At 43.5% G+C, this 12,547-nt stretch carries 17 protein-coding genes; 14 read left to right on the top strand and 3 right to left on the bottom strand.

Going from position 1 to position 12,547, the window contains the following annotated elements:
- Positions 1 to 45 precede the first annotated feature (45 nt).
- Together F6J99_RS01010 and F6J99_RS01005 are read left to right on the top strand one after the other, a co-directional pair.
- Positions 46 to 477: an NfeD family protein gene (locus tag F6J99_RS01010; RefSeq protein ID WP_293111326.1), complete on the top strand. Its 432-nt coding sequence runs from the start codon at positions 46 to 48 to the stop codon at positions 475 to 477.
- Between the two features lie 306 nt (positions 478 to 783).
- On the top strand, positions 784 to 1,779 hold the full coding sequence (locus F6J99_RS01005) for an SPFH domain-containing protein (protein WP_293111325.1): 996 nt from the start codon (positions 784 to 786) through the stop codon (positions 1,777 to 1,779).
- 681 nt (positions 1,780 to 2,460) lie between these two features.
- Here the strand turns inward: F6J99_RS01005 and F6J99_RS01000 are convergent.
- A complete protein-coding gene (locus F6J99_RS01000; protein ID WP_070393310.1) occupies positions 2,461 to 2,673 on the bottom strand; it encodes a hypothetical protein in 213 nt (70 codons plus the stop codon).
- A gap of 571 nt (positions 2,674 to 3,244) precedes the next feature.
- The gene (locus F6J99_RS00995) at positions 3,245 to 3,655 is read right to left on the bottom strand and encodes a Fur family transcriptional regulator (protein ID WP_070393309.1); all 411 of its coding nucleotides are present in this window, start codon (positions 3,653 to 3,655) and stop codon (positions 3,245 to 3,247) included.
- Positions 3,656 to 3,925: 270 nt separating this feature from the next.
- Between F6J99_RS00995 and purS the strand changes: the two genes are divergently transcribed.
- The 10 genes from purS to F6J99_RS00945 all read left to right on the top strand — a co-directional run bounded on the left by purS (position 3,926) and on the right by F6J99_RS00945 (position 10,077).
- The gene (gene purS, locus F6J99_RS00990) at positions 3,926 to 4,207 is read left to right on the top strand and encodes a phosphoribosylformylglycinamidine synthase subunit PurS (protein ID WP_070393308.1); all 282 of its coding nucleotides are present in this window, start codon (positions 3,926 to 3,928) and stop codon (positions 4,205 to 4,207) included.
- The gene (gene purQ, locus F6J99_RS00985) at positions 4,204 to 4,899 is read left to right on the top strand and encodes a phosphoribosylformylglycinamidine synthase subunit PurQ (protein WP_293111324.1); all 696 of its coding nucleotides are present in this window, start codon (positions 4,204 to 4,206) and stop codon (positions 4,897 to 4,899) included. The genes purS and purQ overlap by 4 nt, the downstream gene beginning before the upstream one ends.
- A gap of 291 nt (positions 4,900 to 5,190) precedes the next feature.
- Entirely contained in the window at positions 5,191 to 5,508 is a 318-nt protein-coding gene (locus F6J99_RS00980; RefSeq protein ID WP_293111323.1) for an MSMEG_0570 family nitrogen starvation response protein, read from the top strand.
- Positions 5,508 to 5,834, top strand: coding sequence for a metalloregulator ArsR/SmtB family transcription factor (locus F6J99_RS00975; RefSeq protein ID WP_008186524.1), 327 nt, complete (start codon positions 5,508 to 5,510; stop codon positions 5,832 to 5,834). Before F6J99_RS00980 ends, F6J99_RS00975 begins: the two co-directional genes overlap by 1 nt.
- A gap of 276 nt (positions 5,835 to 6,110) precedes the next feature.
- On the top strand, positions 6,111 to 6,566 hold the full coding sequence (locus tag F6J99_RS00970) for an ArsI/CadI family heavy metal resistance metalloenzyme (RefSeq protein ID WP_293111322.1): 456 nt from the start codon (positions 6,111 to 6,113) through the stop codon (positions 6,564 to 6,566).
- A gap of 16 nt (positions 6,567 to 6,582) precedes the next feature.
- Positions 6,583 to 6,924 carry an aquaporin gene (locus tag F6J99_RS00965; protein WP_293111321.1) on the top strand — a complete coding sequence of 114 codons (342 nt, stop codon included), beginning with the start codon at positions 6,583 to 6,585 and terminating at the stop codon, positions 6,922 to 6,924.
- Positions 6,925 to 6,934: 10 nt separating this feature from the next.
- Positions 6,935 to 7,087: a hypothetical protein gene (locus tag F6J99_RS00960; protein WP_293111320.1), complete on the top strand. Its 153-nt coding sequence runs from the start codon at positions 6,935 to 6,937 to the stop codon at positions 7,085 to 7,087.
- A 49-nt stretch (positions 7,088 to 7,136) separates the two neighbouring features.
- On the top strand, positions 7,137 to 8,078 hold the full coding sequence (locus F6J99_RS00955) for a formylglycine-generating enzyme family protein (RefSeq protein ID WP_365972375.1): 942 nt from the start codon (positions 7,137 to 7,139) through the stop codon (positions 8,076 to 8,078).
- 458 nt (positions 8,079 to 8,536) lie between these two features.
- Positions 8,537 to 9,643, top strand: coding sequence for an exostosin family protein (locus F6J99_RS00950; protein ID WP_293111319.1), 1,107 nt, complete (start codon positions 8,537 to 8,539; stop codon positions 9,641 to 9,643).
- Between the two features lie 101 nt (positions 9,644 to 9,744).
- Positions 9,745 to 10,077 carry a helix-turn-helix transcriptional regulator gene (locus F6J99_RS00945; RefSeq protein ID WP_293111318.1) on the top strand — a complete coding sequence of 111 codons (333 nt, stop codon included), beginning with the start codon at positions 9,745 to 9,747 and terminating at the stop codon, positions 10,075 to 10,077.
- A gap of 289 nt (positions 10,078 to 10,366) precedes the next feature.
- Here F6J99_RS00945 and F6J99_RS00940 read toward each other — a convergent pair whose 3' ends face one another.
- Positions 10,367 to 10,954 (bottom strand): NAD(P)H-dependent oxidoreductase, encoded by a 588-nt coding sequence (locus F6J99_RS00940; protein WP_293111317.1) that lies wholly within the window; start codon positions 10,952 to 10,954, stop codon positions 10,367 to 10,369.
- Positions 10,955 to 12,044: 1,090 nt separating this feature from the next.
- Between F6J99_RS00940 and F6J99_RS00935 the strand changes: the two genes are divergently transcribed.
- Both F6J99_RS00935 and F6J99_RS00930 read left to right on the top strand, forming a co-directional pair.
- The gene (locus F6J99_RS00935) at positions 12,045 to 12,218 is read left to right on the top strand and encodes a helix-turn-helix domain-containing protein (RefSeq protein ID WP_293111316.1); all 174 of its coding nucleotides are present in this window, start codon (positions 12,045 to 12,047) and stop codon (positions 12,216 to 12,218) included.
- A 119-nt stretch (positions 12,219 to 12,337) separates the two neighbouring features.
- On the top strand, positions 12,338 to 12,535 hold the full coding sequence (locus F6J99_RS00930; protein ID WP_293111315.1) for a hypothetical protein: 198 nt from the start codon (positions 12,338 to 12,340) through the stop codon (positions 12,533 to 12,535).
- The last annotated feature ends 12 nt before the right edge of the window (positions 12,536 to 12,547 follow it).

The following is a 12,547-nucleotide window of genomic DNA, read 5'->3' as shown; positions in this document are numbered from 1 at the left end:
TACCTGCAACTACTCACCCCATACCCCGTATATTATGATGAGCCGATGGTAAGTTCCTCGATGCTTTGGCTAATTGCCGGGTCAATGCTGTGCTTAGTCGAGCTGTTTGTGCCAACAGCATTTGTTGCTTTCATGATGGGCATCAGTGCTTTGGTGGTAGGATTTTTGATCTCGATTTTGCCCATATCTTATACCCTACAAGTGGGGTTATGGTTGCTGCTTTCCACTGCCTCAGTCTTTTTATCCCGTCGCCTGATGCCTCCTGCTAGAGTGGGAAAAAATTTGGATGCGATGGAAGCTCAAACCTTGACAGAAATTCTGCCAGGGGAAACTGGACGGGTACTCTATGAAGGCAACTCATGGCGTGCCCGTTGTGAAGACTATGCAGATGCGATCGCACCCAACCAAAAAGTCTACGTAGTGCGCAGGGAAGGCACTACCCTGATTGTTGTGCCTCATCACCTATTGCACGACTGAAGCTGATCGACCATGGGTGCTCTGCCAGCTTCAGGGGATAGTGATGGGTTAATAGGGTGATGGAGTAATAGAGTCAACGTTAGATCTATTACCCCCCTAGTTACTAGTTGTTGGGAGTCTCCCTGCTCACCGGGTCCAGTATTTTTTGACAAAAGATACGTGGAACAGTCAGGTTGGACAGAGGGTCATAAAGTCAGCTTCAAGCACTTGAGAATCAGACTAAATTAGTTTTCTGCCCTACCCCACTCATCCGATCCCCCTCTAACAACAAATTTGTAAAACACTACCCGATAGGGAGGAAAGAGCGTGTCACAGTGGTTCTTGCTTGTCTTTTTGGCTTTGGGCGGTTCAAGTCTTCTCGGTTCCGTCAAGATTATTAATCAAGGAAACCAAGCTTTAGTGGAACGATTGGGAAAATATAGTGGCAAAAAACTCGAACCTGGGCTCAACTTTGTGATTCCGGTGATTGAGCGAGTGGTTTACCAGCAAACCATTCGGGAAAAAGTCCTTGATGTGCCACCTCAGCCTTGTATCACCTCCGACAATGTTTCCATTACCGTTGACGCTGTAGTTTACTGGCGGATCATGGATATGGAGAAAGCCTACTATAAGGTTGAAGACCTGCGCTCCGCCATGCAGAACTTGGTGCTAACCCAGATTCGAGCTGAAATGGGTAAACTGGAACTGGATCAAACCTTTACCGCTCGCTCTCAAATCAATGAAACCCTACTGCGGGAATTAGACATTTCCACTGATCCTTGGGGGGTTAAAGTCACGCGGGTTGAACTGCGGGATATTGTGCCGTCTCAGGCAGTGCAGGACTCAATGGAGTTACAGATGTCGGCAGAACGCCGTAAGCGGGCCGCAATCTTGACCTCTGAAGGGGAACGAGAATCTGCGGTTAACACTGCCAGAGGTAAAGCCGAGGCACTAGAGTTAGATGCTGGAGCCCGTAAAAAAGCTGCGATTATGGACGCTGAAGCCCAACAACAGGCAATCGTTCTCAAAGCGCAGGCAGAACGACAGCAGCAGGTTCTCAAGGCACAAGCCACTGCTGAGGCTCTGAAAATTGTGGCTAAGACTCTTAATAATGACCCCAATGCTCGTGATGCCCTCCAGTTTTTACTGGCTCAGAATTATATCGATATGGGTATGCAAGTTGGCACTAGCGAGAGTAGTAAAGTTATGTTTATGGATCCTCGCAGCATTCCGGCAACCATTGAAGGGATGCGTTCGATTGTCGGTGATGGAGACCAGGTTAACCCCAATTCCCTAGGCATGAATGTAAATCAAAGGGGCTAGCCACTGTTGACGATTTTCTCCAAATATCTTGCAGTATCTCCAAAAATACGTTAGACTTTGATTATGAATCTAGTGTCAAAGAAAACATTCTGGTTCCTTGAATTGAAGCCGAAAACCAAAGCTTTAATGATAGTGGTTGCGTTTTCTATTAAACACAGATTTATGCGCCAAGAGCGGAACAAAACCTATCTTGGCCTTGGGAGATACCCCCTGGCTGCGAGAGCAGCTTGCATTAGTGGGCTAAAATCTGCTTTGTAGATTTTGGTAGCTAAAAAGTATCGGTAGTTGAGAGTAAATCACCCATACCTAGACGGGTATCCCCGTTTAGGTAGGTTTTGTAGTTACGCTTAAAAAATATTTTAGCCCGAGGAGCGCCATCCCCGATGGCAGAGTTGCAAGCTCCTCGATTGTTTCTATGGTAAAATTATCGTAGTAGACAGTAATGGAAAATTAAGGATGATTCTTGGTTACCATTACTCCACCAGACCTAAACAATGTAACTCTTGATTGCTTTTGCCACCACCACACTAATCGATAGTATGACGGTTGAATGGTTAAATTAGAAGCAGAGTAAATCCACAGCTGTAGCTGTTAATACAGCCCAGGGATATAGGAGTCTGTTTACAGCGATTCTAGCCAACGCAGTTTTAACTGGTTGGCGCTGGTATAACCACAGGACACCTAAATCCCTTGAGAAAGTTCCTTGGAACAGAACATCTCACGAGATTCTTGCTTAACATAACCATTCATCACAGCTAGCTGTAGCTTCATGAAGGCATTTAAGTCTTCCAGTGGATATTTTCTGGTTAAAAGCTGCCGTAGCTTGTCTTCTTCTGTCACACTCAAATAGCCAGTTTTGAGTGCTTTTTGTACAACTTCCCTGATATTAGCCATCACACAAGCACCTATTAAAATAAAAATGTACCTTCGAGGTTGAAAGTCTAGCAAAAGCAAATGCTGAAAGTCTAGCAAAAGCAAATTTGGACTATGCCTCTAAAGTACTTATCACCGATACTTTTTAGCTACCAGAATCTAAAAAGGCAGATCCTAGCCCGCCAATGCAAGCTGATTACGAGCGCCAGGGGGTATCTCCCAAAGCTCTCAAGAATATCCTGCGAGCGCCATAAAAATGTCAAAAAAGTTATAACACCGGGATAGAGAGCGCAACTATATAAACCCTTGGTTTTCGGCTTTAATTTAAGTTACATAATAATCCCTGTCGGTGTTACCCTAATTTAATTCTAACAAATAATAAGAGTTTTTGGTAGACTCTGCCACATTTTATTGTGGTGTTTACTAACCTTTTTTTAAGCTTTTGATTATTTTGATGACACTGAATCCCTGTTCAATGTTCCATTGAAAATTGTACATTGTACTGGGATCGTGTCTTTGGCTAGCTAAGCCGCTAAGGGAGAATCACCAAGCTTCTGTTAGAATTGCTGTTGTAGGTGATTACGGTATTATCTCATTCTGACTCTTGATATTCTGTAGCATTGGTTACAGAACACTGTTCACATAATCCGAAAAATTCCAAGGTATGGTAGAAAATAGTGAATTGATAAGAATCTTGCAACTTCTTCTGTAATTGAGGTATAGGACATTCCTCAATGGGAATAGACATCTCACAATTGAGACAAGTGAGGTGATGTTGATCATTTTGTACACCACTGTAGAGGGATTCTCCACTACCAAGAGTCCGGACTTGCACCATTCCTTCTAGTTTTAAAGCATCCAAAGCGCGGTAAACTGTAGCTAAACCCATAGATTGCTTACGTTTGCGCAGCTCGACATAAAGATCTTGGGCCGACATAGCCCGATTCAAGGTTGTGAGCAGTTTCAGAATTCGCTCTTGGGAGCGTGTGCGTTGGCCTTTCATTAATCTTTTTTTAATATCCTAGAATTTTTTTGATGTTAATGGTGCTTGTTGGTTCAAACTGTAAAGAAGGATGAATGATAAACGGATCATGAGCAACAATGAGCGCGGCTGTGCCCAAATCCCAGGATTAGGCTATCGCTAGTTACGCGCTGTGGCAGCTAAAAAAAATACTAGCTCAAAAAATACTAGTTGCTGATAGACTTTTTTAATCCTTGATCGTTCATCATTTATATTATATCCATTATCATTATAGATTGAAAGGGGAGAGTTGTGATTAACAAATATCAGGCTTCTATTTATGTTACACTTAGAAACTCTGTATTGGATCCAGCCGGTGTAGCTGTTGAGTCAGGACTGAAGCAGCTAGGCTATGAGAGTATAGAACAGGTGCGTATTGGTAAATATATCGAACTTAGCCTGAGTGCTGCTAATGAAGATACGGCGCGAGAGCAATTGAATCAGATTTGTGACCAGCTCTTAGCCAACCCAGTTATTGAAAATTATCGCTTTGAATTGGTTGAGATTTCAGCAAAACTAGGAGTGGAAGCATGAAATTTGGGGTGGTGGTCTTTCCTGGGTCAAACTGCGATCGCGATTTGGCTTATGTTACAACTAGCTTACTCCAATGTCCAACCAGGATGGTTTGGCATCAGGAAACCGATATTTCTGACTTAGATGTGGTGGTACTCCCTGGGGGCTTTAGCTATGGGGATTACCTGCGCTGTGGCGCAATTGCTCAGTTTTCTCCGGTGATGCCAATGGTGGTAGACCATGCTAAACAGGGTAAGTTTGTCCTGGGCATTTGTAATGGTTTCCAGATGCTGACGGAAATGGGGCTGTTACCAGGGGCATTAGTCAGAAATCGGGACTTACATTTTATTTGCGATCGCGTTCCAGTTAAAGTAGAGCGCACTGATTTATATTGGACTACAGCTTATCACCCAGGAGAAATTATAACTCTACCTATTGCCCATGGTGAAGGGCGCTACTACGCTGATGCTGACACTCTTAAAGCTCTCGAAGATAATGGTCAAGTATTGTTTCGTTACGCTACTGTTTCAGGAGAGATAGAGACAACAGGTAATCCCAATGGTTCCCTAAATAACATTGCCGGAATTTGTGATAGCACTGGCAAAATTTTAGGTATGATGCCCCATCCAGAACGAGCAGCTGATCCGATGTTAGGCAATATCGATGGGATGAGATTGTTTCAGAGTTTGTTAAAGACTTTTGAAGATTGCTAGTGTTATCGATACCACTAATTACCGATAATCGCGACCGCTACATGGGTTTACTAAACCTTATCTGTCTGCAACAGATTCCAATTATACGGGATATGGTTGACTGATAAATATTGCCATAAACAGAAGTTTATACTTTTTAAAATTAGTGGCTGTTAATGCTCGAAAGAGTATTTTAAAAAGTAAAAATAAGCAGAGGTTAGTCGTTGAGTGGACAGCGAGTATTTGTTAAAAGTTATCGTTATAACTAGTAAAATAAAAAATTATAAATATAAAATCGAATAAGATAAAAAAATGCCTGAAACTCACTTTCAAATTGAATGGCCTGATGGTAATCAAGAACTTTGCTATTCCCCTTCTCTAGTGGTCAAGAAATATTTCAATGCTGACCAAGACTATTCCCTTTCGGAATTTGTGGCACTGTCTCGGACTGCGCTTCAGGATGGTAGTGATCGCGTCAAAGCTCAATTTGGTTTCCCTTGTAGCAAAGCACTAGGACAACTGAAGATAATAGAAGACAAAGCGAAGAAGTATAGTAATCTATCTGATCCAAAAGTGCGATTAGTTAAATTTATCGATGTCCAACCTAAAGAACAATTCAATAAAAATTGATGCAAGCCACTTCTGCTCCAGACTCCACTACTATCCTCGCTGGCTTCCATGCTCTCTCCGATCCCCTGCGCCTGGCAGTGATTGAGCTACTGCGATCGCAAGAGTTGTGTGTGTGTGATTTATGCGATCGCTTAAATGTCCAGCAATCAAAACTATCATTTCACCTGAAAACCCTTAAACAAGCTGGTCTGATTCGCCCCCGTCAACAGGGAAGGTGGATGTACTACAGCCTGAATTTGCCCCAGTTTGTGGTTTTAGAGCAATATTTGGCAGAATTTCGTCGCACAGCTGTGATGGTACCTACCCGTAGTTGTTGCTCAGACTAGTTTAAAGTCTAGGTTGAATGGCTCTAAGGCTCTGATCAGTTTGACCTGGTGGTGCGTTACGGGGCGGGCTATCCTAACGCTGGCCACGAGACGGAAAATCAGTGCAAGCCCTTCCCTAACGCACCCTACCCCACTTTTGCCTGTTGCCTGTTGCCTGTTGCCTTGCGCGTAGCGCTATACCATTAGCCAATTCAGCCGATGGCTTAACTATTAGCAATAAATCAATTTTTTTTGATATATTAGGATTAACTAATTAGTAAAACAGGAGGGATATCCATGGCTACTCTCAAAACTCATGTCTCCCTAAATGTCACTGACCTTCACAAATCTGTCACCTTTTACCAGACAATGTTTGGTGTGTCTCCAGTTAAATACAAAGCTGACTACGCCAAATTTGATTTGGTAAATCCGCCCCTCAATCTCACCCTAGAACTAAACCCCAACATGCACTCTGGTGGAACATTATCTCATCTAGGTGTACAGGTTGAAACGACAGAAGACGTACAAGCTCAGATCAAGCGTTTTCAAGCTGCAGGACTAGAGGTGTTAGAGGAAAAGAACACTCACTGTTGCTATGCCATCCAGGATAAGGTGTGGGTAAGTGACCCAGATGGTAACCGCTGGGAAGTATTTGTGGTCAACGTCGAAGATACTGCACCCGAAATGAATCTGAAGATTACCGACAATTCTGAGCAGGAATCCAATACTGTTAAATCCTCCTGCTGTGGATAAATTAGATCACCATTAAATGAGAATCCGCAAACTGATACCCAAACAAACTCTCTGGCCCTTAATATCCCATTGCTGGCGAGAGGCAGTAACTGAGGGCATGGCTACATTTATCTTAGTTTTTGTTGGCACTGGTGCTGTCATGGTTAATCACATCACTAGTGGAGCCTTAACTCATCTGGGCGTCAGTTTTGTGTTTGGAGCAGTGGTCGCTGCTTTAATCTATGCCACAGGACATATTAGCGATGCCCATATTAACCCAGCTGTGACTCTTGCTTTCTGGGCTAGTGGCTTTTTTCCCGCTCGCAAGGTGTTACCTTATATCCTGGCTCAATGCATTGGTGCGATCGCTGCTTCATAGTGTGAGAAGTGTGGGGAGATGGGGAGAGTGTGGGAAGTGTGGGGAGATGGGGAGATGGGGATATATCACTGGCAAGATGCCAGTTCCACAACTAATATATCACTGGCAAGATGCCAGTTCCACAACTAATATATCACTGGCAAGATGCCAGTTCCACAACTAATATATCACTGGCAAGATGCCAGTTCCACAACTAATATATCACTGGCAAGATGCCAGTTCTACACAAGATGCCAGTTCTACATCAGTTAAACCAAACAATCGTGATGGCACAAACAAGTAAAGAACAACAGCAATCAACACTTAATATCAAACGCCATCGGCGACAAATTCAGTACTTTGCTGAAGACTTGGGAAATGGTATCACCTTGGACATGGTTGCCATCCCCGGTGGCACTTTCCTCATGGGTTCCCCAGAAACAGAAGAGGGGCATAGAGACAGTGAAAGTCCCCAGCATCAAGTCACGGTTAAATCCTTCTTCATGGGTAAATACCCAGTGACCCAAGCCCAATGGCAAGCCGTGGCTGCCCTACCCCAAGTCAACAGAGAACTTAAACCCAATCCATCCTATTTTAAAGGGAAAGACCGACCTGTAGATACAGTCTCCTGGGATGATGCGGTGGAATTTTGTGAGCGGCTGTCCCAGTCTACGAAACGCCCTTATTGCTTGCCCAGTGAAGCCGAGTGGGAGTACGCCTGTAGAGCCAAAACAACCACCCCGTTTCATTTTGGAGAGACAATTACTACAGAATTTGCTAACTACAATGGAACAGATGATGAACACGGTGGTTGGAAAGGATCTTATGGTAATGGGCCATCAGGGATTTATCGTAGAGAAACAACCCCAGTGGGGAGTTTTGGGGTAGGGAATGACTTTGGACTCTACGATATGCATGGGAATGTGTGGGAGTGGTGTGCAGACCATTGGCATCATAACTATGAAGGTGCGCCGACAGATGGCACTGCCTGGCAAGATGAACCGGATAGCAATAATGAAAATGATAATAAATATCGGGTGTGGCGGGGTGGTTCCTGCTACACCTTGCCTAAAAACTGCCGTTCTGGGTCTCGCGGCGTCTTGAATCCGGGCTTGAGGCACCTCGTCGGCAATATTGGTTTTCGTGTGGTGTGTGCCCAGGAGTGGACTCAGTAACCCTTGACCCTTTTCCCCTTTGCCCTGTTTTACCTTTTTCCCTCTTCTCTCTGTAAAACTGGCATCAAGCCGCGTGATAGGCGAAGCAACCTTTAATTGTAGCAGTTGAAGTAAAGACATACTTCTAATCCGAAGCTCCGTTTCCGTTGGCGCAGGGTCGGGCAAAGCCCGAAAGCATAGGCCACGGCCTTAGTTCCCTAACAATTTTCAAAACTAAATAATTTGGCAAAACGGCATTGATATAGCCGAAAAGTGTTATTTAATGATTTCTAAAGTGTTATTTAACTGTAAGCTATCAGCTATAAGCTGTCAGCTATAAGCAGCTAGAAGCCTGTGCCACGGCTGACCGCTGACCACTGACCACTGTTCGCTTACATTTAACCACTTCTGTTCTCCCTTCCCGACTCCCTCGCCCAAACTAATGATTTAGCATCACAAGTACCAAAGAGGCTAACATTATGACTTTGAAAATTTTCTGTGACCAGAACTATCTCCCAGAGGGCATGACCTATGAGGCAATCCTATACCCCTTTTGGGGGAAGCCTCCAGAAAATCCTCAGGATCCCATTAGTAGTTGTTTTGACCACTATGTAGAAATTGGAAAGTCTCTATTTAAGATGTCGTCTCTGGAGGAAGCAGATTTTGCCATAGTACCAGTTAATTGGGCACTATGGAATTCTGAATTGGAACATAAAGCCAGAGAATTAGCAGAAAACGTTAAATCAGCAGGCAAGCCCTTAATCAGCTTTTTTGGTGGGGCTTCTTCCCATCTTAACTTACCGATTGAAAGTGATTTTGTATTCCGTAACTCCCTCTATCGCTCCCTGAGAAAAAACACCGATTTTACCCTACCTCAGTGGAGCGAAGACTTTGTTGAAAACTATCTGGACAACAAACTCAATATCCGCCAAAAACGCTTAAAACCTGTCGTTGGTTTCTGTGGGTATGCCGTCAAACCAAATACCAAAACCTACTTAAAATTTTTATGGTCTAGAGTCAAAAAGAATGTCTTGAACTTGAAAACTAGTATCCCTCCCTATAATTGGGGATATATGTTAAGACTTCAAGCCCTAGATATATTAGCAAAAGATCCTAACATAATCACCAACTTTATGATTAGAGAACGCCCAGTTTTCTTCAATCAACCGGATTTCAAGTTGAAGCAAAAGCATCGGCTGGAATTTGTCCATAACTTAATAGACAGTGACTATATCTTCTGTTGCCGTGGGTCAGGAAACAATTCCTTTCGTTTCTATGAAGCATTGTGCTGTGGCCGAATTCCAGTTCTTGTAGATACCGATTGTGTGCTTCCCTACGACTTTGACATTGATTGGAAGAAATACTGTGTTTGGATAAAGGAGAATGAAATTCATTTAATTGGCGAGAAAATTGCTGAATTTCACGACAATCTATCATCCCGAGAATTTGTAGATTTACAGTATGAGTGTCGCCGGATTTGGAAAGAACGAGTATCTCCAGAAGGGTTCTTTAGTAATTTCCACCGTCATCTGCCTATAGCAAAGGGAACAGGGAATAGGGAACAGGCAACAGTAGGGTGCATCTGATAGTTCTAAAAAATAAGGTAAGTCTGGGGCGGGGGCGCGGGAATTTTATTATAATTTTTGCCTAATTTAATAAACTAAAAAATATCAGGTGAGTTTGCACGATGAAAGTCACAACTAAACTAGCACAATTAAGAGCTGATTCCGGAAATATCAGTTACGAAGAAATTTCTGAATCTACGGGAATCAATCGGCAACAATTAAGGGAACTAGAAAATGGCGAAGCGAATGGGATAGCTTTTACTACCCTCGCTCAACTCTGTGTCTTCTTTCACTGTAGTCCCAACGATTTATTGATTGTAGACTGGGAGGGGGAAGAAATCGCCCCACCTACCGCCGAGGAAAGAGAACAATCTCCACAGATAATGAAACAGGAATTTACCCGTCCTGAGGCGATGCAACTCGGTTTTGCGGATGAAATTTGGGATACTTTTTAAGGAACTATCAAACGAATTTCATCGAGACAATTCACCCTTGATTTTCCAGGCTTTTAATTTAGCGCGAACGGCTTCTTGTCCTGGTAAGGGAGGTTTTTTAGCAATCTGCTCAAAACGACGAGGGATTTTTTTCTTCCCAATAGTCTCGAATCTCTTGAGCTATTTTCAAACATCCTCTGATAAAAATCCAGCCATCACTGGATTTTTATAGAATAGCCGTAATAATTCTATGGGAAGGTGGTACTGTTACTCCTGTATTCCTCCCATCCTAATCACTACTGGGATATCACTACTGCGATAATTTAGCTGTTACATCAACGAGTTTGGTGGCGATCGCCTGCACAGCCTTCAGCTGCTTCTCATCCTTGAGGTTACCCTGGTCATCAAAGGCCTGATAGGCTCTTGGAATCGCCTTTTGATCGGGAATCACCAAGACGCCAATCCCTTCTAAAATTGCGCGAACGTGAACTAATCCCCGCATTCCCCCTAAGCCACCTGGAGAGGTGGCTAATAGGGCTGCGACTTTGCCTTTAAAGCCACTGAGTGCCATCGATGGTTCCTCGGGATCTGGGCGCGAGGCCCAGTCAATGACATTTTTGAGCAGGGGCGTAATTGAGCCGTTGTACTCTGGACAGGAAATTAGGAATCCCTGATGGCTTTTCAGCAAAGCTTTGAACTGAAGAACTGTATCTGGCAGTCCCTCTTGAGCCTCCAAATCTTGGTTGAATATAGGCATGGGATAATCCAGCAGGTCTAGGTAGGTGACTTCGGCTCCAGCCACTTTAGCTTCCTCAGCAGCAATTTTGACCAGCTTTTTATTGAAAGATTCGATGCGGGCACTACCTGCAAAAGCCAGAATTTTTATGGGTTGAGACATAGTATCTGCTGATACTCCTATAGACTTGTATGGGCACGGTCACAGAAGAAATGGGCATTCCCTGTACCCTTGCACAGGCAAAGGGCAACTTTTTGCTTATGTGCAATTTCAAATGTGACTGGGGTGAACTCCGTTCCTTGGTAGGTACCATGGCAAAACGGTTCAACGGTCATCTTCTTAAATAATAGGCAAATTTCATATACCAAAGGGAACAGCGGATCTGGGAACAGCGGATCTGGGAACAGCGGATCTGGGAACAGGGAACAAAATTATCACAATTCATTTAGGATTGCTATAGATATTGCTTCCCAGCAAAAATTGAAGCAAATACTTTTGAATAAAATGCTGATTTATTCAATATAATGAGTATATTTTGCCTCTAGATTAGAGTTTAATAACCAACCAATTTATTAGTTATAATGTCCCTTACTAAGTATAGAGTTTGCTAACAGAGTTGATGCTATAAATCACTTCATGTTTTGACTCCATGGAAGCTTATATGAATAGCTTATGTAGTAATTTTAATTTTGTCTAATATAATTTTTGGAGGGACTTGATACCTCTAAAGGTATGATGATGCGATCGGGTGCATCTCATATAGCAAAGGGAACAGGGAACAGCGGATCTGGGAACAGGGAGCAGGGAGCAGGGAGCAGGGAGCAGGGAGCAGGGAACAAAGATTCTCTCAATTCCTACACGGATTGCTATTTTTGTAAAAAAGACTGGAAGTGTGGCGCAGGGAGTGTGGGGCGGGGGCGCGGGGAGTGTAGTGAAGCTGGTAGAGCGTTGGTGTTAGAGGTGCGAAGGATCCTCAAGCAGGTTGAGACAGCACGCGCGAAAATTGAAACAGGCAAGATGCCCGTTCCACGCAAGATGCCCGTTACAATTTTCAGGTCAAACAGCATGCATTGAAATGTACCCTGGAATTTTATAGCAATTCTATTTCCCATGAGGTACAAAGGGATCCCCCTAAATCCCCCTTAAAAAGGGGGACTTTGAGGTTGAGAAGTCTACCTCATAAATGCAATAACTGCTATATTATAATTTTTGCTAATTTAATAAAATAGAAAATAGTAGGTCAGTTTACAGGATGAGAGTCACAACTAAACTAGCACAATTAAGAGCTAATTCCGGAAATATCAGTTACGAAGAAATTTCTGAATCTACGGGAATCGATCGCCAACAATTAAGGGAACTTGAAAATGGTGAAGCGAATGCGATCGCTTTTATAGCACTACGCATTAAAGTTAGGACATTGATATAAGCTGAAACCCTTTTTTAGTAAACTTTTGCCTCTTGCCTCTTGCCTCTTGCCCTTGCGCGTAGCGCTATACTACCCTCCCTCAACTCTGTGCTTTCTTTCACTGTAGTCCCAACGATTTGTTGATTGTAGACTGGGAGGGGGAAGAAATAGCCCCACCTACCGCCGAGGAAATAGAGAAAGCTTCACAGATAATGAAACAAGCATTTGCCCGTGCTGAGGCGATGCCACCTGTGCGGAGGAAATTTGGGATAGTTTTGAAGGGACTATCGAAGGAATTTCATCGAGAAAATTCACCCTTGATTTTCCAGTTCATGTAGGGTGGGCAGTGC

This window comes from Moorena sp. SIO4G3 (assembly GCF_010692305.1).
GTDB classification, from domain to species: domain Bacteria; phylum Cyanobacteriota; class Cyanobacteriia; order Cyanobacteriales; family Coleofasciculaceae; genus Moorena; species Moorena producens_A.
Note: the sequence above shows the minus strand (reverse complement) of the source record. Positions and strands in the feature narration are given on the sequence as shown.